At 66.8% G+C, this 26,122-nt stretch carries 21 protein-coding genes; 7 read left to right on the plus strand and 14 right to left on the minus strand.

The features are described from left to right. The first annotated feature begins 9 nt into the window (after nucleotides 1-9). Nucleotides 10-783 (plus strand): hypothetical protein, encoded by a 774-nt coding sequence (locus ACZ50Q_RS05210; protein WP_464080783.1) that lies wholly within the window; start codon nucleotides 10-12, stop codon nucleotides 781-783. Nucleotides 784-789: 6 nt separating this feature from the next. Here the strand turns inward: ACZ50Q_RS05210 and ACZ50Q_RS05215 are convergent, their stop codons facing one another. From ACZ50Q_RS05215 to ACZ50Q_RS05225, 3 genes are all read right to left on the minus strand, one after another. After that, nucleotides 790-3,219: a TonB-dependent siderophore receptor gene (locus tag ACZ50Q_RS05215; RefSeq protein ID WP_464080784.1), complete on the minus strand. Its 2,430-nt coding sequence runs from the start codon at nucleotides 3,217-3,219 to the stop codon at nucleotides 790-792. A gap of 125 nt (nucleotides 3,220-3,344) precedes the next feature. After that, a complete protein-coding gene (locus ACZ50Q_RS05220) occupies nucleotides 3,345-4,295 on the minus strand; it encodes a FecR domain-containing protein (RefSeq protein WP_464080785.1) in 951 nt (316 codons plus the stop codon). Next, a complete protein-coding gene (locus tag ACZ50Q_RS05225; protein ID WP_076516578.1) occupies nucleotides 4,292-4,801 on the minus strand; it encodes a sigma-70 family RNA polymerase sigma factor in 510 nt (169 codons plus the stop codon). The genes ACZ50Q_RS05220 and ACZ50Q_RS05225 overlap by 4 nt, the downstream gene beginning before the upstream one ends. A gap of 473 nt (nucleotides 4,802-5,274) precedes the next feature. Here ACZ50Q_RS05225 and ACZ50Q_RS05230 point away from each other — a divergent pair, with 473 nt between their 5' ends. Genes ACZ50Q_RS05230 through ACZ50Q_RS05240 form a run of 3 tightly spaced genes read left to right on the plus strand, consistent with a single transcriptional unit; the run spans nucleotide 5,275 to nucleotide 9,981 of the window. Then, entirely contained in the window at nucleotides 5,275-7,449 is a 2,175-nt protein-coding gene (locus ACZ50Q_RS05230) for a hypothetical protein (RefSeq protein WP_464080786.1), read from the plus strand. Further along, nucleotides 7,427-9,370 carry a hypothetical protein gene (locus ACZ50Q_RS05235; protein ID WP_464080787.1) on the plus strand — a complete coding sequence of 648 codons (1,944 nt, stop codon included), beginning with the start codon at nucleotides 7,427-7,429 and terminating at the stop codon, nucleotides 9,368-9,370. Before ACZ50Q_RS05230 ends, ACZ50Q_RS05235 begins: the two co-directional genes overlap by 23 nt. After that, on the plus strand, nucleotides 9,367-9,981 hold the full coding sequence (locus ACZ50Q_RS05240) for a hypothetical protein (RefSeq protein ID WP_464080788.1): 615 nt from the start codon (nucleotides 9,367-9,369) through the stop codon (nucleotides 9,979-9,981). Before ACZ50Q_RS05235 ends, ACZ50Q_RS05240 begins: the two co-directional genes overlap by 4 nt. Before the next feature lie 388 nt (nucleotides 9,982-10,369). Here the strand turns inward: ACZ50Q_RS05240 and ACZ50Q_RS05245 are convergent, their stop codons facing one another. From ACZ50Q_RS05245 to ACZ50Q_RS05265, 5 genes are all read right to left on the minus strand, one after another. Beyond that, complete coding sequence (locus ACZ50Q_RS05245) at nucleotides 10,370-12,517, minus strand: acetate--CoA ligase family protein (RefSeq protein ID WP_464080789.1); 2,148 nt, start codon at nucleotides 12,515-12,517, stop codon at nucleotides 10,370-10,372. A 12-nt stretch (nucleotides 12,518-12,529) separates the two neighbouring features. After that, nucleotides 12,530-13,525, minus strand: coding sequence for an acrylyl-CoA reductase family protein (locus tag ACZ50Q_RS05250; RefSeq protein WP_464080790.1), 996 nt, complete (start codon nucleotides 13,523-13,525; stop codon nucleotides 12,530-12,532). Between the two features lie 18 nt (nucleotides 13,526-13,543). After that, nucleotides 13,544-14,689, minus strand: coding sequence for an acyl-CoA dehydrogenase family protein (locus ACZ50Q_RS05255; protein ID WP_464080791.1), 1,146 nt, complete (start codon nucleotides 14,687-14,689; stop codon nucleotides 13,544-13,546). Between the two features lie 20 nt (nucleotides 14,690-14,709). Continuing rightward, a complete protein-coding gene (locus tag ACZ50Q_RS05260; protein ID WP_092580543.1) occupies nucleotides 14,710-15,693 on the minus strand; it encodes a Bug family tripartite tricarboxylate transporter substrate binding protein in 984 nt (327 codons plus the stop codon). A gap of 64 nt (nucleotides 15,694-15,757) precedes the next feature. Then, a complete protein-coding gene (locus tag ACZ50Q_RS05265) occupies nucleotides 15,758-16,924 on the minus strand; it encodes an acyl-CoA dehydrogenase family protein (protein WP_464080792.1) in 1,167 nt (388 codons plus the stop codon). 192 nt (nucleotides 16,925-17,116) lie between these two features. Here ACZ50Q_RS05265 and ACZ50Q_RS05270 point away from each other — a divergent pair, with 192 nt between their 5' ends. Then, nucleotides 17,117-17,914 (plus strand): IclR family transcriptional regulator, encoded by a 798-nt coding sequence (locus ACZ50Q_RS05270; protein ID WP_464080793.1) that lies wholly within the window; start codon nucleotides 17,117-17,119, stop codon nucleotides 17,912-17,914. Continuing rightward, nucleotides 17,904-18,677, plus strand: coding sequence for an IclR family transcriptional regulator (locus tag ACZ50Q_RS05275; protein ID WP_464080794.1), 774 nt, complete (start codon nucleotides 17,904-17,906; stop codon nucleotides 18,675-18,677). The genes ACZ50Q_RS05270 and ACZ50Q_RS05275 overlap by 11 nt, the downstream gene beginning before the upstream one ends. 25 nt (nucleotides 18,678-18,702) lie before the next feature. Here the strand turns inward: ACZ50Q_RS05275 and ACZ50Q_RS05280 are convergent, their stop codons facing one another. The 6 genes from ACZ50Q_RS05280 to ACZ50Q_RS05305 form a co-directional block, all read right to left on the minus strand. After that, the gene (locus ACZ50Q_RS05280) at nucleotides 18,703-19,884 is read right to left on the minus strand and encodes an MFS transporter (protein ID WP_464080795.1); all 1,182 of its coding nucleotides are present in this window, start codon (nucleotides 19,882-19,884) and stop codon (nucleotides 18,703-18,705) included. Nucleotides 19,885-20,073: 189 nt separating this feature from the next. After that, the gene (locus tag ACZ50Q_RS05285; RefSeq protein ID WP_464080796.1) at nucleotides 20,074-20,973 is read right to left on the minus strand and encodes an SMP-30/gluconolactonase/LRE family protein; all 900 of its coding nucleotides are present in this window, start codon (nucleotides 20,971-20,973) and stop codon (nucleotides 20,074-20,076) included. Between the two features lie 4 nt (nucleotides 20,974-20,977). Next, nucleotides 20,978-21,976: a Bug family tripartite tricarboxylate transporter substrate binding protein gene (locus tag ACZ50Q_RS05290; RefSeq protein WP_464080797.1), complete on the minus strand. Its 999-nt coding sequence runs from the start codon at nucleotides 21,974-21,976 to the stop codon at nucleotides 20,978-20,980. 77 nt (nucleotides 21,977-22,053) lie between these two features. Continuing rightward, entirely contained in the window at nucleotides 22,054-23,034 is a 981-nt protein-coding gene (locus ACZ50Q_RS05295) for a Bug family tripartite tricarboxylate transporter substrate binding protein (protein ID WP_464080798.1), read from the minus strand. Between the two features lie 3 nt (nucleotides 23,035-23,037). Further along, the gene (locus tag ACZ50Q_RS05300) at nucleotides 23,038-24,234 is read right to left on the minus strand and encodes a CaiB/BaiF CoA transferase family protein (protein ID WP_464080799.1); all 1,197 of its coding nucleotides are present in this window, start codon (nucleotides 24,232-24,234) and stop codon (nucleotides 23,038-23,040) included. Nucleotides 24,235-24,246: 12 nt separating this feature from the next. Beyond that, nucleotides 24,247-25,173, minus strand: coding sequence for a hydroxymethylglutaryl-CoA lyase (locus ACZ50Q_RS05305; protein ID WP_464080800.1), 927 nt, complete (start codon nucleotides 25,171-25,173; stop codon nucleotides 24,247-24,249). Between the two features lie 134 nt (nucleotides 25,174-25,307). Between ACZ50Q_RS05305 and ACZ50Q_RS05310 the strand changes: the two genes are divergently transcribed. Beyond that, a complete protein-coding gene (locus ACZ50Q_RS05310; protein WP_092580553.1) occupies nucleotides 25,308-26,036 on the plus strand; it encodes an IclR family transcriptional regulator in 729 nt (242 codons plus the stop codon). Nucleotides 26,037-26,122: the final 86 nt, after the last annotated feature.

Consider the following 26,122-nt stretch of genomic DNA (forward strand, 5'->3'; position numbering starts at 1 on the left):
CGCGTCAGCATGTCCGCTTTCGATTTCGCGTACGCTCTGGGGCTGGCAATTTCTGGACGACACGAAATGTGGCGCACGTTCTTCAAGCTGTCGCTGGCGGTGGGGTGGGGGCTTTGGCTGGCCGCCATGGCGTGGTTCGCGCTGGGCATGCTGCGGTACATACCGTCCGCCGACGCGACGCTGACGCCGATCACACTTGCGCCCGGGCAGACCGCGCAGGCCGAGGTTTATCGCATCCGCGAAGCGCCGCTGTGGATGGAGGCGCGCTTCGGCGGCCCGATGGGCCGGGAGCGGCCCGAACTGGGGGAGTATTCGACCCGGGCGGGCGCGGGGGACGCGCCGCCGCGCTTCGCCAACCCGGGAGAGCCGGTGCGGATCCGGGTGCGCGACGGCAAGGGGTTGGATGTGGTCCTTGTCGCGGCCCCGCGCAGCGCCGCCAGCGCCACCCATTTCTACCGCAAGCTCTGGCCTGAAACCCATGCCGATGGCGCGGCGCGTGAGAGCGCGCCGCCGTTCCCCGCACTGGCGAAGGGAACCTCGCATCTCACCTTCACGGTGCTAGCGGCCGGGCCCGCGCTGCTGGGCGAAAAGATCGAACTGGAAATCAGCGCGCCCATCGGCCTGAAGCGTACCGCGCCCGGCTGGGACGACGTGTCGGCCTTCATCTTCTGGCCTTTCTACGCCGCGATCCTGGGCGTGTGGGCCCTGGTATGGGCGGGACTCACGTGGTGGTATCGCCGCCGGGCGGGCGCCCGGAAGCGCCCGCCCGGCCTTGCCGGCTGAACCGCCTCAATACTGGTAGCGCAGCGTCAGCATCACGCTGCGCGGTTGGCCGTAGTAGTTCTGCCGCGAGGCGCCGCCGAGCTTTTCGTAGTACTTGCGGTCGAACAGGTTGTCGACCGTCAGCGTGCCCTCGAGATGGCGGTTGTAGCGATAGCCGATCTGGGCCGAGACGAGCGCATAGCTGCCCTGGTCCCAACGCACATTGCCGCTGCGCAGATAGTTGCCGCTGTTCCAGCGCACGCCGGTGCCCACGCTGAAACCCTGCAGCGCCGGCTGGGTGAAGCGGTAGCGGGTCCAGAGGTTGATGGCGTGGCGCGGGGTGATCGTGCTGTACGAGAGGCCTTCCGTGCCTTCGTTCGCTTCGAGGTATTTGGTCTGGGTGTAGGCATAGCCCGCCACGATGTCCCAGTTCGGCAGCAGCGCGCCGCTCACCTCGGTCTCGAAGCCCTGGCTGCGCACCTTGCCCGCCGCCACCGAATACATCGGGTTGTCCAGGTCGCTCATGGCGCGGTTGCGGTCCACGATCTGGAACAGCGCGGCGTGCGCGTTGAGCGCGCCGTCCATGAATGCGCCCTTCAGGCCGGTTTCGATCTGGCGTCCCACGCGCGGCGACAGCGTGTTGCCTTGCGCGTCGATTTCGGTCTGCGGCTGGAAGATGCTGGTGTAGCTGGCATAAGCGGACACCTGCGGCGTGAACTCGTAGACCAGCCCGGCATAGGGCGAGGGGCGGGCGGAGATGCGCGTCGTCGTCTGGCTGAAGTCGCCGAAGTATTGGTTGGCGTTGCGTGCGTCGTTCTTCCACCACGACAGGCGGGCGCCCGCGATGACCTTCAGATTGTCGGTCGCCTGGATGTTGGCACGCGTGTAGAGGCCGAACTCGCTCGTGCGGCCGTCATTGCCGTTGACCTGCTCCATCTCGGGCTGGGGCATGTTGATGACCGGCTCGTACACATTGGTCGGGAAGATGCTGCCGCCGCCGTAGTTGAATTGTTTGTGCGTGTAGCTGTAGTCGGCGCCGACCAGCAGGCTGTGCTCGCGGCCGAATGCCTGGAAGGGCTGGTTCACGTGGGCGTCCGCGCCGGTGGTCTGCCAGTGATTGCGGTACGACCAGGCGATGAGGTTGGTGTCGCCGGTGACCGGGTCGACGGCTTTATTGGGCCAGGTGGTCACGCGCGTCGGCGTATCGGTGTCGCGGTGGAACACGCTTGCCTTCACCGAGCCGCCGCCTTCGAACCGGTGCTCCAGGTCGGCGAAGACCTCGGTGGTCTCCTCTTTGATGTAGTTCCATTCCGCGCTGAGATTGGTGCTGCGGCGCACGTCGAGCAGCGACCCATCGGCATAGGCCGGCAGGCCGAACGCCGGCGTAATGTTGGAGCGTTGATGCGTGATGCCGGCGGCCAGTGTGGTGTTGGGGGTGAGGTCGGCCTCGATGATGCCGTAGAGCGTGGGGCGTTCCGAACTTACCCGGTCCACGAACGAGCCGCGGTCTTCGTAGGCGGCGATGAAGCGGCCCCGGAGCTTGCCTTCGCTGTCGAACGGCGTGCTCAGGTCGGCCACCGCGCGGTAGTAGTCCCACGATCCCACGCTGGCCTGCGCGCCAAAGGCGAATTCCTGCAGCGGGCGCTTGCGCACGAGGTTCACGCTGCCGCCCGGCTCGCCGGTGCCTTGATAAAGACCCGAGGGGCCGCGCAGCACTTCGATGCGGTCGTAGATGGCAAGGTCAAAGCCCGCCGACAGGTTGCCCGCGCCGGCCGGCGCGCGCATGCCGTCCACCTGGATCGAGTCGAGCGTATAGCCGCGGGAAATGAACCCGGACATGTTGCCGCCGCTTGAGAGCGTCTCGACGGTGATGCCGGTGACATTGCGCATGGCGTCCGACAGGCTGTTGAGGTTCTGGTCGTCGAGCTGCTGGCGCGTGACGACCGATACCGACTGCGGAATCTCCTTGAGCGTCTGCGTGCCCTTGCCGATCGTGACCGCGCGGGTGGCGTACGAGCCCGTTCCTTCGCTGGTGGCGCGTTCGGCGGTGCCCGTCACGGTCACGGGTTCCAATTGCGCGATGCCGCTTTGCGGGGCGGCCTGCAGGGCATAGGTGCCTGCCGCGGTGGGGACGGCGCGGTAGCCGGTGCCCGCCAGCAGGCGGTCAAAGCCCTGCTGCACGCTCATCTCGCCCGAGAGGCCCGGGCTCTGGCGGCCAGCCAGCCAGGCGGGGTCGTAGACGATCTGCACGCCCGCCGCGGCCGCGTATCGCGCCAGCACGGCATCGAGCGGACCCGCTGCGATTGCGACGGTGCGCGCCTGCGCGGCCGTTGCCGCGCCGGGCTGCGCCGCGGACTGGGCGCCCGCCGTCGCGCTTGCCATGGCCGTGCACCAGACCGCCGACCAGATCAATGCCTTGCGGGATCCGCTGCCCCGCGCTGCGCGTACACGTGCCATCACTCTTTCATCCTTTCATCGTCAAGCAAGAAGCGCCCGCATCCCCTTGATGCGGTCTTACTTCCTACTCCGCACGACGGCGGAAAAGTGATCACCTGGACGCAAAATATTTTTCACGCGGCCGATCATGCGTCGGCCGGTCCGACCGAGACCCAGTACCGGGTAAGGCGCTGCACGGCGATCGGCAGGCGTTCCGCCAGGGCGCGCAGGGCCGCATCGGTATCGCGCAGCGACAGCGCGCCCGACACCCGCAGGTCGGCGACCTCGGGATCGCAGCGCAGAAACCCCGGGCGATGACGCGCCAGTTCGGCCACCACCTCAGCTAGGCGCTGGTCGCGCACGACCAGCATGCCTTGCTCCCAGAGCGCCGCGCTGTCGTCCACCGGCGCCAGCGCGCCGGCCCGGGCGAGCGTGAAGCTGCCCCGCTGGCCCGCGTCGATGCGCAAGGGCGCGGCGTGCGCCGGGCGCGCCAGCACCGCGTGCTCGAACACCATGATCTCGGTGCGGTCGTCGACCAGGCGCACCGAGAAGCGCGTGCCCAACGCCTGCACCTCGCCCTGCGGGGTCTGCACCACAAACGGCCGATACGCGGGCTGCTGTTCCTGCCCGGTGGTCACCAGCACCTCGCCCGCCACCAGCACCAGGCGGCGCTCGGCGGTTCCGTAACGCACATCGACGGCGCTGCCGCTGTTCAGGACCAGCCGCGTGCCGTCGTCGAGCATGCGTGTCAGTTGTTCGCCCGCGGCGGTGCGCAGATCGGCCCGCCAGGCGGGCGCCTCGCGCCAGGCGATCCAGCCGGCCGGCGCGACGACGCCCAGCCCCAGCGCCGCGCGCAGGACGGCGCGCCGGCCCTGGCGCTTGCGGGTGGCGCGCAACACGCGATGTCCGATCGGCGCGGGCAGAGCGTCGAACGCGCCCAGCACCTGTTCGGCGCGTGCCCAGGCACGGGCATAGGCCTCGCCCTGCGCGAGCCAACGCTCGAACGCCCGCCGGGTGACCGCATCGGCGGGTTCGTAGCGCAGCCGGATCACCCAGTCGGCCGCTTCCTCGAGCAATGCGTCGCCCGGCGCGGTCATTCTGCAGCCGTCATGCAGGCCATCAGGGCCTTGCGCAGATGGCGGCGCACCGTAATCACGGGTTTGCCGGTCCGCTCGGAAAGCTCCTGCAGCGTCAGCCCATCGAGCTGGGCGAGCAGGAACAGGTCGCGCGTGGCCGCGGGCAGGCGCTGCAGCATGGCGTCGACCGCCACCAGCGTCTGCACGATCATGAGGCCGGTTTCCGGAGACGGCACCTGCGGCTCGGGCAGGTGCGCGATGGCGTCCAGATAGGCCTGCTGCACCGCCCGGCGGCGCCAATGGTCGACCAGCAGGCCCTTGGCGATATGCGTGATCAGCGCGCGCGGTTCCTCCCGCAGCACGGGCGGCCGGCGCGCCGCCATCAGCCGCACGAACGTGTCCTGCGCCAGATCGGCCGCGTCGCCGCTGTCGCCCAGCTTGCGATGGAGCCAGCCTTGCAGCCAGCCATGGTGATGGCGATACAGCTGCTCGACCGCGGGGAGGGAAAGGGAGTCGGAAGATTGCAAGATGCCCTGCAGTCTACCTAATGCGAATAAGAAATACTATTAATTAGAGTGAGTGGCAAGGCGCGGCGCTGCGTGCGCGCAACAGATGGCGTCTAGGCTACCGGCACACGTAGTCGTGGCTCCCAGCAGGCGCGCACCCCGTCAAACCAATAGGGTGTCTTGCACAGTTGGTGCGATTGTGGGCGGGCGCGTGTCATGGGCTCCCGGCCGTTCAGGCGTCTGATACTTATGGGTGCAGTGAAGTTCAAAGCCCCTGGACAGCGCAACCCGTGGTGTTACTTCGCGCGGAGCTATTCGCGTTAATAAAAGTTACGCAATATGTTTAAATTATTAAGAAAATCTTAGTACATGCACTTAGTGCATGCCCGTGTGGGTCGGGGTCCTTTCTGCGCTCGATAGGGCTGAGCTCCTGAGTTGAGAAGGTTACAGGCCTAAACAATCTACAGAAAAGAATCGCAATCCGGAGAAGCCTGATGACGAAGGAAAAGGACGTAATACACGAAGCGTTACGTAGGACGGAACTCGCTTTGGCCCGGGTTCTGCATGCGGCCGACTTTATACGACAGGGCCGAAGCGATATGGCTGGCGGCGACGTGCAGCAAGATGCGCAGCAGTTGCGCGTGCGCGATTCGATAATCCACTGCGTGCGCAAGCTGCGGATTAACCGCGAGCTGGGCGAGTATTACTACGTGGCCGTTGCGGGCGGACAGAGTGCAGGCAAGACTCGCATCATCCGCGAGCTCTACGGCCTTGACGGCACGTGGCTGGAAGACAATGAAGGTCGTGGTGAACATCTGCCCGTGTTCATTATTGAAACGCTCGATATCACGGAGCCCTATGCCACCCAGATTGTCCTGGACCCCGAGACACGTGAGACGGAAGAAGTGCGCATTGATCCGGCCGCGTTTCGTCGTTTGATCAAGGGCGAGAATCCCTATGCGCTGTACCCCAAGCTGCACGTGCCGGCCCGTCATTTTCTGGGTGGTCAGGCGGGCTTTGTTCTTTTGCCGGGCTTCGAGGTACAGAACGAGGCGAATGCGTCCTGGCAGGAAGTCATGCGCCACACTTTGCAGCACGCCCTAGGCTGCTTGTTTGTCACTGACAAGACGCGCCTTGCCGACGGTCAGCAGCTTGAAATACAACGAGTTGCCCACGATAAATTCGGCGGACGTGAATTCGCGGTTGCGATCAGTAAAACGGAGAATGCTTCCCCGGAAGATCGCGAAGCGCTTCGGCAGAGAGCCGTCGAGGTCTTCAAGCTTCCGGCCGACCAACTTGACCAAGTCGTATGCACCGGAATCGGCTCTGCCTTCGTGGCGGAGTGGTCGGCCAAGCTGATTGCGGCGCTCGATGCCAATTCTCGATCTGCCGCCTCGAGTTTCGAGTGCCGCCTAAAAGATCTGGGCGATATTGCTGACGACGATGTCGAGCGTATTTTGATCGAACTAGATCGGTTGATGCAGCGAGGAACCGTCCATCAGACTGCAGGGATGCATCAGCGCGATGAAATCATGCAGTTGTTTAGCGATGCTTCAGCATACTATCGGCGCCGACTGGAGAAGATGCTGACGAAGAAAACTCAAGAGCGGGCAGCGGGAATTCAAGAGCGCGCGGTCGCTGCTTACATTAAAGAAGAGGAAGGTTTCGAGAATACGTTCGTAAATAACATCAAGCGTTTCTTTACGACAACGTCGGGAGAGCGTGAAAAAATCCATCTGGATCGGGTCATTTCGCGCTGGAGCGCACAAGACCTGCATGCGAGCGACTTCACCGCGCTTTCCATGCTCGCCAACGACCGACTCGATATTCCCTGCGACCCATCGACCAGCACGTTCGACCAGATCGGAAAGGCGCCGGTACAGGCGCTTGGCTATGACAAGCCAGGTGGTGCGCGAGCCGCTGGTGCGTCTGATTCGGAGTCAGTCCGGGCTCACATGGTGCGGCTGCTACAGCCGGAGCGGGATGGCGACTTGATTAACCTTTCATCGGAAGAGCAGGAAAACCTGTCCATGACGATCAAGCTGATCCCCGCCCTCACGATGGAGTATCTGCGCATTAATCAGGCGGTTGCCATTGCGGCTACGCAGGCCGGAGGCGACATCTCAACGAAGCTGGAGACGCAGAGCCTGGGCGAGTTTATCCAGGCCACGGTAAATGGCCTGCCGCAGTTCAAGTCTGCATCGACAAACCTACTCCGTACGATCGGGTGCATTCTTGCAGTCGACGTGGCGATCGATGGAACCGTGGACACTATTCCGGGACTCGTGCAGGCCATATTCGGAGGGGGCAACGTAGCAGCTGCCGGCCTCGGCGCAACGCTATCGATGGCGGCCGGGGGAGTAATGATGCTGGGCTATATCGGTTATCAGGCGACGACAGCCGCACAGCGCGTCGACGCGGCGCACCGCGGCTTCATCCGCAGCGCAATTTCAGATCTTGCAGCCAAGCACGTCGATCGTTGGATGGAGGTCTACGACGATGCAATGGAGCGCGTAGAAGACCGCTTGAGGACGAGCCTGAACAAGGCCTACAACCTCAATGCGCACGTCGCCAATCATGATGCGCTGCTTCGCGCGATGGCCCAGCTCGAAAAGGCAAGGCTGAATCTTGTGCGGAACGTGGATTATGCCAAGCACAGTTTGGTCTGAGCTTTATGCCCGGCGTTCCGAATGGGCGATCGACGCCTATCGGGGCTTTGTGGCTAAGTTGCATCCGTCGCTGCGAGAGGACTTGGCTCGGCAGGATTATGTTTCGATGGTGGCTTATGGTCCGACTCAGGTCGGGAAGACCACATTGATACTTACAACCCTCGGGGTGCAGAAGCATGTCTTTGAACATGTTGAAGATGTGCTGCGCGGTGGTCAGCAGATTGGAAAGTCCGCGACGGTACATGCGACGCGGTATGGCAAATCACGGGACCAGGGTTGGTGGCTAGGCGAGTGTGGCCCCTACTCGGCTGAGGAGATGCAGTCCGAACTGGGTGCTGTTCGCCGCCGCATGGAGCGTGGTGAAGACGTGGGCAACGATGTCGTGGATGTGAGGATCCCGCGCAGTCACTTTGTGGAATCGAGAAACCTCGATGTCAGCATCATCGATCTGCCTGGAGCGCACGCGTCGAACCAAGCGGAGGTGAAGCACGTCCAGCGCCTGGCAGAGCGATACGTTCCTGTGGCAGATGTCGTTCTCCTAGTCACGAGGGTGGATCATCTTGGCAGCCTGCACCCGGCTGCATTGGCACTGGAGTGCTTGCGGGACTGGGCTGCCCAGCCCGCGAAGTTCCGTGTGGTCCTCACACACACGTTTTCAGCAGCCAGTGTGCGCGACTGGCTGGGCCGGGCGAGTAATGGCGGTGATGCGGGTTCGGCATATGAATTCAGTGCAGGCGCGTTGCGTGAAAAGCTGTATCGCGAACTCTCCACACACCATATGCCGCTCCCGCCGGCGGGCGAGCGCTGCTTGTTCCCCTTGGAGTTTGGAAAATCGTGGGCCGATCTCAGCGCGGCCGAAGGAGAATATTTCTCCAAAGCCTCGATTATTTCTACAGCAGTCATGGCTGAGCTGATTGCGGGACTTTATACCGCCAGCAATCCCTACCGGCGGCTGGCAGCGGCATTCGATATGAATGCGTTGGTTCAGCGCAAGCGTGAGCGACTTGAAACTGAACACAAGTTGAAGAGAGTGAGGATGGAAGGCTTGATCGAGGAGGCGCGCCAGGGGTTGGAAGTCGCTAAGAAAGGTCGAGCGGCCGCGATTGCCGAGCGCGATCGATCGGAAGGGCTCCGGAATTACGTGACCGGGTCACACTGTTTCGTGGCATTGAGCAAGCAGGTCGAGGACGCGCTCTCGGTAAGGGTGGACCCGCCGAGAGAGGCGACGAAGCGGGCGTTGCTTCATGCGGCGCTAACGCACGAGGATGCGCTGATCTCGAATTGGCGGGGTCTTGATTTCGATGATCCCACCTGCACGACCGAACAAGAAGATGGTGATCACGGGCCAACATGGCTCGCCGAATTGATGCGGATGCGGCCGTCAATGGCGCCTGACGTTGAGGAGGCGTATGGCGAATTCAGGCAAGCGGTGAATGGACGATTTGGCGGCGACATGTACCTAACCTGGATGCCTGGATCCAGCTATGAAGAGGATTGTGCCTTGCTCCATAAGAGTGCCGAGGCAGCGACATCCATTGCCACCATTGCGACGCTTAAATGGGTAAAAGCAGGGCTCAAAGTGTTGAGCAACACCGCCGCGCATTCCGTGGTCGTATCGGAAAGGAACATGAAGGAAGGCGAAAAGAAAATAGAGGAATTTGGCCGTGCCCAAGACGGAATGAAAGAGGCACTTGCGGCGCATACGCAGGCTTATGTGGCAGCTTGTGAGGCGATGCAGGAGAGCATCGTGCGCAGTGAAGGCTTTCATCAGCACATGGCAGAGGGCTATCGGCGCCGCGATGACACCTTGACGCACGAGATCGGAGCCGAGCGCTCGCCGGCGCGCCGCTTTTTGCTAATTGCGCTCCGAGACTTGCATCGAAAGGAATATGTAGCAGCAGTTGAAGGACACGGCGCATGATTGAAAATGATCTTGAAAAGGCAGACGGCGAGCTCCACGCCATGCTTGCCGATATGGTTAACAAACCTTTGGTGGCTGCGCTTCAGCACGGCAATGGCGTGTTGCTCACTCAGGTTGTGGAGAGTATTCAAACAGAATCGGCAACGACCGTCAGGCAGGTCAGAAATGAACTGAAGCGCGCTTTTGACGACATCGGAGAGATCGGATCTAACATCAGGCGCGCGCAGAACGAAACCGCCGCTGCAAAGCTGGATACAGATATGCGGCTGGCAGAGATCTCCTCGGGAGTCCAGGCTGTCGCCCATCTGATCGAGCCGCTGCCTTCTCGGATTTGCGAAGCCGTCTCGTCTGATTTCGCGGATGTGGCACGCCGGCTGGATCAGCTCAAAGTGTCCTTGAAAGCAGCCGGTGATGCGACGAAGCAAGCGTCAGACAGTGCCTATCAAAACCTGCTCGTCCGCCTTGAGGAAATGGAACTGCAGCGGATGTCTGGCCAAGAGGCAGCAATGCGCAGCTTGAGGTCATTGCGGAGACTGATCAAGATTCTTTTGGGGTGTGCGGTCGTTGGGCTATCTGGCATGGTGGCGATCCTTGTCCATGCTTATGGCTGATTGGAGCGAGCTCGGACAGAGCTTGGCCGGACAATGGGCGTCAGTACATTACGTTTACGGTGCGCGCCGTTCCGCGTTCCTGACGAACCCGGAACGGCGCGTGGCCGTGGGCAATAGCCAATGGCCCCGATGGAATGACGCGGCCCGCGTGCCGGGATAGGATGTCTGCTCCATATCACTGGGAGGCACCATGGACCGCTTGGTTGAAGGGACTTCGACTGCTACGTTTCAGCCACGCTAAGTGTCAACAACCTGTTGGACAAGAAGTACTGCTCGATCCGCCTGGGCGGCTTCTATGGCGATCCGCGTAACGCCATGCTGACGATTAAGCATCGCTTCTGAGGGAGCGCGAGGGGTCTGCGCGCAGGGCGTTGCACCTTCTTTTCTGTCACCCCTGCTCCCCTTCGCGGATCACCACCGCATCCAGGGCGACCACGCCCTGGCCCTCGGGCAGCGCCAGCAAGGGGTTGATCTCCACCGAGCGGAAGTCCGCCCTGCGCGCATGGGCGAACCGCGACAGGGCGGCCAGCGCGTCGGCCAGCGCGTCGATGTCGCACGCAGGCGCGCCGCGCGCGCCTTGCAGCAGGGCGTAGCCCTTGATCTCGCGGATCATCGCCAGGGCGTCGTCGCGGCCGAAGGGGGCCAGGCGGAAGCTCACGTCCTTGAGGACTTCGACGAAGACGCCGCCCAGCCCGAACATCACGACCGGTCCGAATACCGGGTCGCCATGCACGCCCGCGATGCATTCCACGCCTTTGGGCGCCATGGGGGCGACCAGCACGCCGTCGATGCGGGCGTCGGGCCGGTGCTGGCGCACGCTGGCCATGATGTCGGCGTAGGCGCGCCGCACGGCGTCCTCGCCGCGGAGGTTGAGCTTGACGCCGCCCACGTCGCTCTTGTGCGTGATGTCGGGCGATACCACCTTGAGCACCACGGGCATGTCGTTGCCGGCGGCCTGCAGGCCGGCGACGGCGCGCACGGCCGCGTCGGCGTCGCTTGCCAGGGTGCAGGGGGAGGCGGGCAAGCCGGCCTGTCGCAGAAGCGCCATGGCCTGGACTTCGTTATAGGCGGCCTGCAGGGGCGGTGCGTCGGCGGGCGCGGAGGCGGGTGTGGGTGCGGGCGCGTCGTCGATCCCGTCGCGGCCGGCCTGGGCGGCCAGGCCGGCCACCGCGCCGATCGTGCGAACGGCGGCGCTGGGGTCGGGGAACACCAGGCAGCCAAGCTGTTCCAGTTCGCGCCGCCGCGCGGGCGGAAACAGCGCGCTGATCGCCAGCGGCACGTCCGGATGGCGCGCCTGCATCTGCCGGGCGAAGGCTTCGAAGGTGGGCCACAGGGCTTCCGACGAGCCGGCGGCCGCCAGGAACACGGCCAGGGCGTCGTAGCGGCCGTCCGCCAGCATGTCGTCGGCGGTGGCCAGCAGCAATCCCGGTTCGGACACGGCCTGGCCGGTGACGTCGACGGGATTGCGGCCGCTGGCGAAGGGCACGCGCTGCAGCAGCCGGGCCTGCGCGTCGGCGGCGGGTTCGGGCAGCGCCAGCCCGGTGTCGGCGGCTTCGTCGGCCATCAGCGCGCCCACGCCGCCGGAGATGGTGAAGATCCCCAGCCGGCGGCCTTGCGGCGGGCGCTTCCAGGTGTCCAGCGCATAGCCCAGGTTGAAGAACTCCTCGATGGTGCGCGCGCGCAGGGCGCCGTACTGGCGGAACAGCGCGTCGTACACGGCGTCGTCGCCGGCCAGGGCCGCCGTGTGCGAGGCGGCGGCCTGCGCGCCGGCCTGGGTGCGGCCGATCTTGGTGATGACGACGGGCTTGCCGGCGGCGCGGGCCGCGGCCAGGGCGCGGCGCAGCTTGGCGCCGTCGCGGCAGCCTTCCATGTAGGCCATGATGACGCGGGTGTCGGTGTCGCGGGTCAGCCATTCGATGCAGTCGGCCACGTCGATGTCGGCCTCGTTGCCGGTGCTGATCCAGTGCGACAGGCCCAGGCCGCGCTCGCGCGCCATGCTGTACGCGTAGGCGCCGAACGCGCCGCTCTGCGAGACCATGCCGATGCCGCCGGGGGCGACGGCGCCGTTGGCGGGGGCGGGCGAGAACGTCGCGTAGACGTTGCGCCGCACATTCATGAAGCCCAGGCAATTCGGCCCCAGCAGCCGGATGCCGCGTTCGCGCGCGATGGCGCAGAGCCGGTCCTGTTCGGCCGCGCCTTGCGCGCCCGTCTCGGAAAAGCCGGAGGTGAACACCACGGCCGCGCCCACCTGGCCGGGCCGGGCGCGTTCGAGCGCCTGCGCGGCATGGGCGGCGGGCACGGCCAGGATGGCCAGGTCCACGTCCGCGTCGAGCGCGTCCAGGCCGGGCAGGGCCGGTAGGCCGGCGATGGTGTCCGCGCGCGGATTCACGGGGATGATGCGGCCGCCGTAGCCGTGCTGCAGCAGCAGGCTGATGGGCATGGCGCCGATCTTGCCCGGCGTGGCCGAGGCGCCGACGATGGCGATGCTTTGTGGATCGAAGAGGCGGGAGAGCGAGGAGTGGGGAGCGTGGGTCATGGGTATCGGAAATCAGGAGTAGCGCACGACGCCGCGGCCGGTGCTGCCGCGTTCGAGCAGGGCGGTCAGCGCCTGCGGCAGTTCACGGGGGGCGATGACGCGCGCGATCAGGTCCAGATGCGCGGGGCGGTATTCGGCGGCAAGCTTGTTCCACACCTGGCGCCGCAATGGCATGGGGCTGTTGGCGTTGATGCCCAGCAGCTTGACGCCGCGCAGGATGAAGGGAATGACGGAAGTGGGCAGGTCCGCGCCGCCCGCATTGCCGAAGGCGGCGGCCACGCCGTCGGGCTTCAGGCTGGCCAGCGCGTGGGCCAGCAGCGGGCCGCCCACGGAGTCGATCACGCCGGCCCAGCGCGCGCTCATGAGCGGCTTGATCGGGGCCGACGGATCGGGCGGGGCGATCACCTCCTGCGCGCCCAAGGATCGTAGATAGTCCGCCGCGTCCGGTTTGCCGGACATGGCGCAGACGCGGTAGCCGCGCTGGCTCAGGATGTCGATGGCGACGCCGGCGACGCCGCCGGTGGCGCCGGTGACCAGCACCTCGCCGTGGTCCGGCGTCAGTCCGCAGTGTTCCATCCAGTGTAGCGACAGCGCGGCGGTGTAGCCGGCCGCGCCCAGCACGGCGGCGTCGCGCAGCCCGATGCCAGCGGGCAGGGGCAGCACCCAGTCGTGCCGCACCCGCGCATATTCGGCGTAGCCGCCGTCGCACTCCACGCCGATGCCGAAGCCGTGCACCACGACCTCCTGGCCGGGCGCGAGCGCCGGGTCGGCCGAATGCACCACGGTGCCCGACAGGTCGATGCCGCCGATGCGGGGATACTCGCGGATGATGCCGCCGCGTCCGGCCTGGGCCAGCGCGTCCTTGTAGTTCAGCCCCGCATAAGCCACCTTGATGAGCGTGTCGCCCGCGGAAAGCTGGTCCACGGTCAGGGTGTCGTAGCGGCCTTGCGGCGCTTCGCCCGGCGCGCCTGCGTGCAGGCGGTAGGCCTGGAATTCAGGGTGTTCCATCGTTGTCTCTCCTGAGGCTCAGGCTTGCGCCAGGAGCCGGCGCGCCAGGGTGGCGCGGTGCAGTTCGTTGGCGCCGTCGTAGATGCGGAAAGGGCGCATCTCCTGCCAGATCATGGACACGGGCGTGTCCTCTGACAGGCCCGACGCGCCCATCATCTGCACGGCGCGGTCGGCCACGCGGTTCACGGCTTCGGACACGAAGACCTTGGTCATGGCGCTGTGCTGCTTCACCGGCAGGCCCTCGTCCATGCGGCCGGCGCAGTCGAGCGTCATGAGGCGGCTGGCGTGCAGGTCGATGTGGGAATCCGCGACCATGGCCTGGATCTGCTGCAGGTCCGCCAGACGCGCGCCGAACGATTCACGCCGTAGCACATAGGCCTGCGCGGTTTCCAGCGCGCGCCGCGCGCGGCCGATGTAGCGCATGCAATGGGACAGCCGCGCCGGCTCCAGCCGCAACTGCGCATGGGCCAGGCCACGGCCGGGCTCGCCCAGCACGGCCTCGTCGCCGACTTCGCAGTCCTGCAGCAGGATCTCGGCATGGCCGCCGATCTGGTAGCCCGTGACCATGCCGATGTCGCGCACCACCTGGTAGCCCGGCGTGTCGGCCGGCACCAGGAACAGCGTGGCGCCGTCGTCGGTGCGGGCCAGCACCAGCGCAAAATCCGCGCCCACGCCGCCGCTGATGAACTGCTTGTGCCCGTTCAGCACCCAGCGCGCGCCGCGCCGCTGCGCGCGGGTGCGCAGCATGGACGGGTCGGAGCCGGCGCCGGGGGCGGGCTCGGTCATGGCGAAGCAGGCCCGCTGCTCGCCGCGCACCAGCGGCGCAAGAAAGCGTTCCTGCTGGGCGGCGTTGCCCAGGCGCAGCAGCGTCAGCATGTTGGGCTGGTCGGGCGCGGCGCAGTTCAACGCGGCCGGACCCAGGAAGCCGCGGCCGGCCTCTTCCAGCACCTGGGCCAGGTCGCGCCAGCCCAGGCCCAGTCCGCCCCATTCCTTGGGCAACTGGGGCGCGTACAGGCCTGCCTCGCGCGCCTGGACGCGCAGCCGGGCGACGCAGCGGTCCAGCGCGGCCACGTCGCGGGCGATGGCGGGGGATTCCGCCGGTATCGCCACGTCGTCGACGAACTGGCGCACGCGCGCGCACAGCGTGTGAAGGTTGGGTTGCATGGCGGTCTTCCTGCGCGGGCCTATTGGACGCGGGTGCCGGTGGACTTCACCAGCTTGCCCCACCAGGCGGTCTCGTCCGCGATCTGCTTGGCGAACTCGGCGGGCGTGCTGGCCAGCGGTTCGGCGCCCAGTTCCTGGAAGCGGGCGCGCAGCTGCGGGTCCTGCAGCGCCTTGACCACGGCCGCGTGCAGGCGCTCGATCACCGCCGGGTCGGTGCCCGCGGGCGCCATCAGGCCTTTCCAGGCCATCACCACAAAGCCCTTCTGGCCGGCTTCGTCGAAGGTGGGGATGTCGGGCGCGGCGGTGGCGCGCTGGTCGCTGGGCACGGCCAGCGCGCGCAGGCCGCCCGCCTTGACCTGCGGCAGCAGGGCCGGCATGTTGTCGATCATGAAATCGATGTGGCCGGCCACCAGGTCGGTGATCGCGGGGCCGCTGCCCTTGTAGGGCACGTGCTCGGCCTGGATGCCGGTCCGCTGCTTGAGCAGTTCGCCCGCCAGTTGCGCGGGCGAGCCGTTGCCCGGCGAGCCGAACGACAGCTTGCCGGGGTTGGCGCGCGCGTATTGCAGGAATTCCTCCAGCGTCTTCACCGGCATGGATTTGGTCACCACCATCAGGTTGTGTTCGCGTTCCAGGCAGGTGATGGGCGCCAGGTCCTTGGCCGGATCGAACGGCATGTTGGCGTACAGGCTGGGGTTGATGACGGTGGGGCCGGCCGCCGCCAGCAGCAGCGTATAGCCATCGGGCGCGGCGCGCGCCACGTAGTCGCCGCCAATGTTGCCGCCCGCGCCGGGCTTGTTCTCGACGATGACCGGCTGGCCCAGGATGGGATGCAGGGCCTCGGCCAGCAGGCGGCCCAGGATGTCGGTCGAGCCGCCCGGAGCGAACGGCACGATCAGCCTCACGGGCTTGTCGGGGTAGGCCGCGGCGGCCTGGGGCGGCAGCGCCGCGCAGGTAAAGGCCGCGGCGATGGCGCCGATCCATTTCGGCAGGTGCTTGTTCAGCATGATGGAAGTCTCCTTTGGTAGGGCGGGCCGGCGGCTTCTTGCGGCCGCGGTCCCTGTGCAGGCCTTAGCGGCCGGGCGTGTAACCCGCCTGGGTCAGCGTGTGGCGGGCGATGGTCAGTTGATGGATCTGGCTGGTGCCTTCGTACAGCCGGAACAGGCGCACGTCGCGGTAGAAGCGCTCGATGCCGTGATCGGCGATGTAGCCATAGCCGCCATGCATCTGCACGCAGCGGTCGGCCACGCGGCCGCACATCTCCGACGCGAAGTACTTGCAGATCGAGGCGTTCAGCGTCACGTCCACGCCCGCGTCGCGTTCCCGGGCGGTCTGCAGCACCAGCGCGCGGGCGGCCTGGATCTCGGTCTGGCAATCGGCCAGCATGGCCTGGATGAGCTGGAAATCCATCAGCGGCTTGCCGAATTGCTGGCGCTCGGCCACGAAGCGCAGCGTGTCGTCCAGCATGCGGATGGCCGGGCCGATGCACAGCGCGGCCAGATGGATGCGCTGCTTGTTCAGCACCTTCATCGCGGTCTTGAAGCCCATGCCTTCCTGGCCGCCGATGATGTTGGCGGCCGGCACGCGGCAATCCTGGAAGTGCACGGCGGACACGGGCGAGCCGGCCTGGCCCATCTTGTCGTAGGGCTGGCCGGTGGACAGGCCCGGCGTGCCGCGCTCCACGATGAAGGCGGTGATGCCCTTGGCGCCGGGCGCCTGCGGATCGGTGCGCGCCATGACGGTGAACAGGCCCGCCAGCGGCGCATTGGTGATGAAGCACTTTTCGCCGTTCAGCACGTAGTGGTCGCCGTCGCGCACGGCGGTGGTCCGTAGCGCCGTGGCATCGGAGCCCGCTTGCGGCTCGGTCAGCGCGAAGCAGCCGGTGAGTTCGCCGGATGCCAGCCGCGGCAGGTAGCGGGCTTTCTGCGCTTCGGTGCCGTCGGCCACCAGCGCCTCGGAGCCGATGCCGGTGTTGGTGCCGACGCGAGCGCGGAACGCCACAGAGCATTGGGACAGTTCCATGGCGGCCAGGATCAGTTCTTCGGTGGTCATACCCGCGCCGCCGTATTGCTCGGGGATGGAGTATCCGAACAGGCCCTGCGCGGCCATGCTGGCGACCAGGTCCTGCGGCACCTCGTCCAGGCGGGCAACCTCGGCCTCGCGCGGCGCCAGTTGTTCGCGCACGTAGCGGCGCAGCGATTCGAGGAATTGGGGGAAGCCGTCAGAGTCCCTGATCATGGTTGTCTCCGTTTTATCGTGGGCGCCGATGCGTGTCGCGCCGTGTTGAATCCAGGCTAGCAAAACGCCGCCAAATGCGAGACAACTGTTTCGATATCTTGAACGTCCCTGAATTCGGTCCGGCCGCCGCTGCTCTATGATCCGCAGGAACGGCCAGCGCATTCCGCGCAGGCCGGAATCAGGACCGCGACCATGACCACCCGCCCAGGCGAACGCCATGCCGACCCCGCCTTCGCCACCACGCTGGCGCATGGCCTGTCGGTGCTGCAGGCGTTCCGGCATGGCGAACCGGCGCTCAGCAACCGCGAACTGGCGGACCGCACGGGCCTGTCCAAAGCGACGATTTCGCGCCTGACCACCACGCTGATGCAACGGGGCCTCTTGCGCTATGACGCAGGTTTGCGACGCTATCGTCTGGGAACGGCGGTGCTGTCGCTGAGCTATCCGCTGTTGGCCAGCATCAAAATCCGCCAATTGGCGCGCCCGTTGATGAAGCGGCTGGCGGACGCGGCGGGCGGCTCGGCTTCGCTGGGCATGCATCACGGCCTGCACATGGTGTACGTGGAAACCTGCCGTGGGCACGACGCCGTGTCGTTTCGCCCGGATATCGGGGCCTTGCTGCCGCTGCTGCCGTCGGCGATGGGGCGCGCGTGGCTGGCGCAGGCGCCGGCAGACGAGGCCGAGCCCGTGCTGGCCGCGCTGCGGCGGCAGGACCCCGCCGTCTGGCGGCGCCATGCGCCGGACCTGGAGCAGGCGCGGCGCGACTACGCCGAGCACGGATATTGCGTGGGGCAGGGCGATTGGCATTCGGACGTGCATGCGGTCGCGGTGCCGATGCGGACACGGGTCGATGGCCAGGCGCTGGTGTTCAATTGCGGTGTGCCCGTGACGCGGCTGCGGCCGGGCGACCTGCGCGGCCGCATCGCGCCCCGCCTGCTGACGCTGGTGGCGCGGGTGGAAAAAATGGGGGAGCGCCAGAATGAAGGGTGACCAGGACCGCGAGTTCACCAGCACGCTGGCGCACGGTATCGATATCCTGGCGTGCTTTCGTGCCGACCGGCCGGTGCTGGCCAACAAGGATTTCGCGCAGCAGACCGGTCTGTCGCGCAGCGCCGTGGCGCGCCTGACGCACACGCTGGTGGAATTGGGCTTTCTACAGCGCGAAGGCGAGCCGGCGCGTTACCGGCTGGGGGCGTCGGTGCTGGCGTTGAGTTATCCCTTGCTTGCCAGCATGCAGATCCGGCAACTGGCGCGGCCGTTGATGAAGCAGCTTGCCGACCATGCGCGCGGCGCCGTGTCGCTGGTGGTGAGGGACCGCCTGCAGATGGTGTACGTGGAGACCGCCCGCTCCAATGAGGCCCTGCAGACGCGCCCCGACATCGGCGCTTCGCTGCCGATGCTGTCCAGCGCCGCCGGCAAGGCATGGCTGGCGCGGGCGCCGGACGATGAGCGGGCCGCCGTGCTGAACCAGTTGCGGGTGGCCGACCCCCGGCATTACGAGGCCCACTTTCCCAATCTGGCGGCTGCGCGCCGCGACCTGGAACGCAAGGGCTATTGCGGCAACAACCTGGAGTGGCGTCCGGACGCCTACGGGTTTGCCGCGCCGTTGGGGCGGCCCTATCAGTCCCTGTTGTACGTGTTCAATTGCGGCGTGCCGACGCAGGACGGGCCTTATCGGGAGCGCGCCGCCGACATCGGACCGCGTCTGGTCGCGCTTGCGCGCGAGACGGAAAGGCTGCTGGGCGTGGGCTGACGCGGCCCCGTTGCGAGCCGAAAGCTCAAGCCTGCGCGCGGCGCGGCAGCCAGCGCCAGAACACGCCGGCCGCCACCAGGCCCAGCGTGCCGACGCCGAACGACGCACCGCCCAGCGACAGCAGCGCGGTCAGCACCGACAACGCCACCGGCCCGCCGCTCGCTCCGAGATCGGACATGAAGCGCCAGATGCCGAGGAACTGCGTGCGCGCGCCCGGCGGGGCGGCGTCGGCGCCCAGCGTCATGACGATGCCCGATCCGATCCCATTGCCGAAACCCAGCAGCACCGACACCAGGATGAAGCTCGTGACGCCACCGGTCAGCGGGATCGCCATCAGGCTCAATCCCATCAGCAGCGTGCACGGCAGCGCCACCCACAGGCGGCCGCGCTGGTCCATCACCTTGCCCGCCGGATAGAACACCGACATGTCGACCGCGGCGACCAGCCCGTAGACCAGCGAAGTGGTGGTGGCGTCCAGGCCCAGATGGTCGGCCCACAGCGGGATCACCACCTGGCGCGATGCGCGCAGCGCGCTGATCAGCATCACCCCCACGCCCAGCGTGGCGTACACGCTGCGGTGGTCGCGCGCGACCTCGCCGATGCGGGCGCGCGGCGCGCCCGCGGACTTGCCGTGCACAGGCTCGATGTCGGGCGCCTTGATGGCGATGAAACCCGCGCCGAGCATGGCGCAGACGGCAATCCAATAAGCGCCGTCGAGCCCGATGAAATGGATCAGCGCCGCGCCCGCGAAGGGGCCGATGAAGGTCCCGATCCGCGTCGTGCCGCCAAGCGTGGACAGGGCGCGCGCCCGGTACGCTATCGGTACGACCTCGATCATGTAGCTCTGGCGGGCCAACTGGAACACCGACTGCGCGCACCCCTGCATCAGCATGGCCAGGGCCAGCACCCAGAGATTGGGCACGCCGATCACGAGCAACAGGCCAGCCACGCTCAACAGCGCCGCGCCGGCCATGGCGTGCTTTTCGCCAAAGCGCTCGGTGATCAGCGCGGAGGGAATGTTGGAGAGCAGCGAGCCGATTCCGATGAGGGCGGCGATCAGGCCGGCAGCCGCCACCGACGCCCCTTGGTCACGCGCGGTGAGCGCGATCACGGGCAGGATGGCGCCATTGCTGATGCCATAGAGCAGCGACGGGCCGAACGCCGGCACGGCGATCTGCTTCAGATTGAACGAATCGGGTTGCGGCATGGGGGGAAACAAGCAGGTTCGGCCGCCCGCCGGTCGCCGCCAGCAAAGGGGCGCGGGACCGGCACGGGGCCAGGGCGTGGGATCCCGTGAGTGTAGCGAACGTCTTGCGCTTGCGGCTGTCTGCTGGCTGAACCTGGAGGCGGACAACTGCGACTCACGATCACGATGCGGCGGGCGAATGCCGCCGCATCATGGTTGCGGCAATTGCGCCTGCAGCAGCGTGCCCGAGGCGGATTCGGTCATCAAGACGGCGCTTGCGTCGGGCGTGACCGCGATGTTGGTGACCGTCTGACCGCCGGGGCTGCGCAGGAAATGCGTAATGTTCCCGCGCGCGTCCAGCAGGAAGGCGCCGCCCAGGCTGGCATGCGCAACCAGCAGGCCGCCTCGCGGAGCCAGCGCCAGTCCGTCCGGGCCGCTGCTGCCAAAGAAGGTCTGGAAGGCGCCCATTTTGCTGAGGGATCCGTCGCCGAGCAAAGGCGCGCGCCACACCTGGTTGGCGCGTGTCACCGCCACGTAAAGAACGCCGGCCTGCTCGTCCAGGGCGATGCCATTGGGGCTGGGGGCGTTGGCGACCAGCAGGTCAAGGCGGCCGTTGGCGCAATCGTAGCGGTAGACGCGGCCGCTGGGATCGTGCAGTCCGGTCTGCCCCTGGTCGGTGAAGTACAGGCGGCCGGCCTTGTCGAACACGAGATCGTTCACGCCCTTGAACGACTCGCTGTTGCGGTGGCCAAGCACCGTATCGATCCTGCCGCTGTCCGGTTCGCACCGCAGGATGCCCAGGCGGTAGTCCGCGATCCAGAGGCTGCCGTCGGTGTGCCGCGCCAGGCCGTTGGGCCAGCCGCCGGTATGCGCGACCACGTGCCAGTCGCCGCCGCCGTCCAGGCAGAGGATGCGGCCGTGCGGTATGTCGGTCACGTATATCCGACCTAGCGCGTCGAACACGGGGCCTTCCAGGAAGCTGTCGACGACGTGGCCGGGCTTGTTCGCCGCTGCCCAGGCGCTCGCCCTGGGCAGGCGCAGCGTGTCCGGCAGGCGCGAAAGCTCGGTGGCCTCGATGATGGCGGGCGGAGTGAAGCTCATGTTCCACATGGCGTCACTCGGGCTTGATGTTCACGCGCTTGCCCACGTCGGCCCAGAGCGTGACTTGCTGGTTAACGTACTCGCCGAACTGCGCGGCAGTCATGTCGCGATGGCGCGCGCCCTGTGCGTTCATCTGATTGCGCATGGCGGGGTCGTTCATGACCTGGTCCACCAGCCGGTTCATTTCCTGCACGATGGCATCGGGCGTGCCTTTCGGCGCAGCCAACCCGAACCAGTTCAGCACCTGGTAGGACGGCAGGCCGGCCTGCGCGAATGTGGGCACCTCTGGCAGGGCGTCCAGGCGGCTTTCGCCGCTGACCGCCAGCGCGCGCACGCGTCCGCCCTGCACGGGGGGAATGGCGGTGGGAGCGGCCGTGATCAGCACGTCGATCTGCCCAGCCATGACGTCCGCCAATGCCGCGCCCGCGCCCCGGTAGGGGATATGGGTGAGTGTGACCTTGGCGTCGTTCTTGAAGACCTCGGCGGCCAGGTGGGTGGAACTGGCCTGTCCGCCCGAGCCAAAGTTGAGCTTGCCCGGGTTGGCCCGGGCGTGGCGGATCAGCGCATCCAGGGTCTTGAAGGGCGACGTCGCCGGCACGATCAGCACCAGCGGCGTTTCGATGATCTCCGCCACGTGCACCAGGTCGCTGCGGTGATCCCAGGGCAGCTTGGCGAACAGCAACGGCAGCATGGTGTAGGTCGTGTCGGTCACCAGGAAGGTGCTGCCGTCGGCCGGCGAACGCGCCACATCCAGGGTGCCGATCGTGCCGGATGCGCCCGTCTTGTTGTCGACGATGAATGTCTTGCCGGTCAGTTCGGACAGCCGCTGCGCGACCTGGCGTCCCGCGTAGTCGGTCGTTCCGCCGGGGGAATAGGGCACCACCAGTCGGACCGGCTTTGTTGGCCAGTCGGCTGCGGTGGCGCATAGGGGCGCCGCGGCGCTGGCCGCCAAGGCCAGGCGGGCGAGCAGTTGGAGCGCGCGGCTGCCGCGCCGGTTTTGCATTGCATGCATGGATGTGTCTCCGTGGTCGTTGTCGTTGTTGTTGTCGTTTTCGTTTTCGTTGAGGTCGTCGCCGCCGAACCGGCGGCTCAGGTGGCCGTCTGGATGCCGGCCTCGCGAATCAGCCGCGCCCATTTCTGCTGTTCTTCCTGGATATAGCGCACGGCCGCATCGGGCGCGCCGCCGAGCGTCGTGCTGCCTTCGGCCGTGAACATCGCCACGGTGGCCGGGTCCGCCAGCACCTTGACCAGCGCGGCATTGATGCTGGCGATCACGGCGGGGGGCGTGCCCGCGGGCGCGACCACCGCCTTCCAGTCCACGGCGGCGAAGCCGTCATAGCCGGACTCGGCCACCGTCGGCACGTCGGGCAGGATCGGCAGGCGCGACGGCGCGGTGACGGCCAGCGGGCGCAGCAGTTTGCCCTTGAGCATTTCCTGCGCGGCCTGGGGCGTGGCGAACATGTAGTCGGTGTTGCCGCCAAGCAGATCGTTCAGAGCGGGCGCCGCCCCGCGATACGGCACATTGAGCACCTTGAAACCGGCCTGGTAGGCAAGCAGTTCGCCTGCCATATGGCCCACGGTTCCCGAGCCCGCCAGGGCCTGCTTGAGCTCGCCGGGCGCAGCCTTGGCATCGCGCACCAGGTCGGCCAGCGTCTTCCACCGCGCATCCGCCTTGACGACCAGCATGACCGGCAGCGAGGCCACCAGGACCACGGGCGAAAAATCCTTGGCGGGGTCGAAGGGCACGTTCGGCATCAGCGCGGGGTTGATGGCCAGGTTCGCGGTCTGGCCCAGGGCCAGCGTCAGGCCGTCCGGCTTGGACTTGGCGACCAGATCCAGGCCGATATTGCCGCTGGCGCCGGGACGGTTTTCGACCACGACCGACCAGCCTGCCACCGAAGTGGTCTTGGCGGCGATGGCGCGCGCGACCGTGTCGGTGCCGCCACCGGGCGTGTAGGGAACGATGAGCCGCACCGGGCGACCATTGGGATAGGCATTGGCGGCGCGCAGGGGCAAGGCCGCCGCGCACAGCGCGGCGCCGACGAATGCGCGGCGGGTGAGGGTGAACATGGGTCAGTCTCCTTGGGCTATGTGTTGGGCTTTCAGGGCCTCTATCTCTTGTTCGCTGTAGCCGACGCCCATCAGCAGCGCGTCGGTGTGTTGTCCGGCCGCGGGGGGCTGGAGCCGGATGCCGGGCTGCTCTCCATCGAGCGTGAAGGGCGCCAGCGGTACTTTGGACGTGCGCCCGTCGCCCAGCGAGATCGGCGCCAGGCCGCCGGTGCTCGCCAGATGGGGATCGTCGAACAGGTCTTCAGGCTTCGTGATGGGGGCATAGGGCAGCCCCTCGCGTTCGAACACTTCGGCCAGCGATGCGGCGCTGTATTCGGCCATGCGGCTGCGCAGGATCGGCATGAGCCAGTCGCGCGCCTGTACGCGGTCATTGTTGGTTTGCAGGCGCGGATCGCCGTGCAGATCCGACAGGCCCAGGGCGTCGCAATAGATCGTCCACTGCTTGTCGCTCACCACGGCCAGGAAGATCTGCTCTCCGTTCTTCACGGTGAAGACGTCGTAGACCGCCCACGCGGAAATGCGGCTGGGCATGGGGGCAGGGGCGCGGCCCGTCATCGCGTACTGCATCATGTGCTGGCCGACCAGGAAGACGTTGTTCTCGAAGAGCGACGCCTGCACCTCGCCGCCCGCGCCGGTGCTTTCGCGCCGGGCCAGCGCGGCCATCGCGCCGATGGCGCCGAACATGCCGCCCATGATGTCGTTGACGCTGGAACCAGCGCGCAGGGGATCGCCGGCGCGTCCCGTCATGTAGGCCAGGCCGCCCATCATCTGCACCACTTCGTCCAGGGCGGTGCGCTGTTCGTAGGGGCCGGGCAGGAAGCCTTTGTGGCTGACGTAGATGAGGCGGGGATGCTGGTGCCGCAACGAGGCGTAGTCCAGGCCGAGCTTGGCCATGACGCCAGGCTTGAAGTTTTCGCTGACGATGTCGGCCGACGCGATCAGGCGCCTGGCCGCCTCGCGGCCTTCGGCGCGCTTGAGGTCCAGGACGATGCTCTTCTTGTTCCGGTTGAACATGGGGAAGAAGCCTGCGCCGGAACCGAGCAGCCGCCGCGTGCTGTCGCCGCCAGGGGGTTCCACCTTGATCACTTCGGCACCCAGGTCGCCCAGGATCATGCCGCAGGTCGGCCCCATCACCATGTGGGTGAATTCGATGACGCGCACGCCCTCGTAGGGCAGGCGGGTGGGTGTGTTGCTGGTCATGGATGTCCTGGTTCAGTGCGCGGGCGCGAAATTCCGGGGCAGGCCCGCGTCCGGCGTCATGCCGTAGAGCGGTTCGCCGGGCAGGCCGGCCGCCAGCGGCGCTCGCGCGGCAAACAGGGCCGTCAGGTCGATGCCGGTGTCGATGGCCATGGCCTCGAACATGAAGACGAGGTCTTCGGTGACCACGTTGCCCGAAGCGCCGGGCGCGTAAGGGCATCCGCCCAGCCCGCCCAGCGAACTGTCGAAAGTGCGCACGCCTTCGTCGTAAGCCGCCAGGCAATTGGCCAGTCCCAGTCCACGCGTGTTGTGCAGATGGGCCGCGCCGGCGTGCTCGCCCAATTCCTCGCGCAGGCGGCGAAAGCGCTGGCGCACCTGGGCGGGGTTGGCGTAACCCACCGTGTCGGACAGGCCGGACTCATCGGCGCCGGCGGCGATGCATTGCACCGCCAGGCGGATCACGTCGTCCTCGGCAACGTCGCCCTGCAGCGTGCAGCCGAAGGCGGTCGAAATGCCCGCCTCCAGTTTCACGCTGGGCGCCATCTCGTCGCGCAGCCGGGCTATGGCGCGGACTTCCTCGACCATCTCTTCCGGCGTCTTGCGCACGTTCGCGAGCGAATGGGCGCGGCTGGCGGACACGGGCATGGTCAGCTTGTGCACGCCGGCGTTCAACGCGGCCTGGGCGCCACGCAGGTTGGGCACCAGGGCCATGACAGTCAGGCCGGGATGGGTCAAGGCATGGCGCACGACGTCGGCGGCGTCCGCCATCTGCGGCAACAGTCTGGGCGGCACGAACGAGGCCACTTCGATTTCGCGCACACCCGCGGCCACCAGCGCGTCGATCCAGCGGCACTTCGCCTCGGTCGGCATCGTGGCCTTGACCGATTGCAGGCCGTCGCGCGGACCCACTTCACTGATGAGGACGAAAGGGCAGGGTGGCATGGGTGTGTCTCCGTATGATGCGTTCTATCTTATAGAATGCAGTTCTATAAGTTGAAATGATGCAGCAGGCGCAAAGCGGTTGTCAAGCGCCGCCTAAAATGCAACGTTCTAATAGATGGAATGCAGGAGCCACCATGCCGCGTAAAGCCGCGACGGAATCACTGGCTGACCGCGATGCCGCAGAGGGCGGCGTGGCCGCGGTGGATCGGGCGTTGAGCCTGATGTCGGTGTTTGGCGAGGGGGATGCCTCGCTGTCGCTGATTGAGCTTGCCGAGCGCACACAGTTGTACAAAAGCACGGTGCTGCGGCTGCTGGCGTCATTGATGCATGCCGGCTGGGTGCAGCGGCTCGAGGACGGCCGCTTTGCGCTGGGCCCCGAGATCGCGCGCCTGCACGGGCTTTATGCCGCGTCTTTCTCTCTGGAGCGCATCGTGATGCCGGTGCTGCGCGACCTGGTTGCGGCAACCGGCGAAAGCGCCGCCTATCACGTGCGCCAGGGCGATGCGCGGCTATGCCTGTACCGCGTGGATTCTCCGCACCCGGTGCGCGACCACATCCGCGCTGGCGACCTGCTGCCACTGGACCGGGGAACGGGGGGGCGGGTGCTGACCGCGTTTGACCCGGTGCTGGGTGTCGCCCCGGGGGCCGACCAGGCCTTGTACGCCCGTATCCGGGCCGATGGCTACATCGTCGCGGTCGGGGATCGCCTGGCGGAAGTGGCGGGCATTTCCGCGCCGGTGTTCCTGGCGGACGGGGGCGTCGCCGCTGCGGTGACGCTGACCGCGCCGGTGCATCGGCATCGGCATGCGCACCTTGAGGCGGTCTTGCAGGCGGCGAGACGCCTGAGCGGAAAAGTGGGGTGATGCGCCCGGCAGCGCCGGGCGGTCTTCCCTGTAAGGATCGGGAGTGAACGCCCGGGCTGCGGGGGGCTTGGGGTCAACGTCGAAAG

The organism is Achromobacter sp. T5-5 (genome assembly GCF_055397965.1).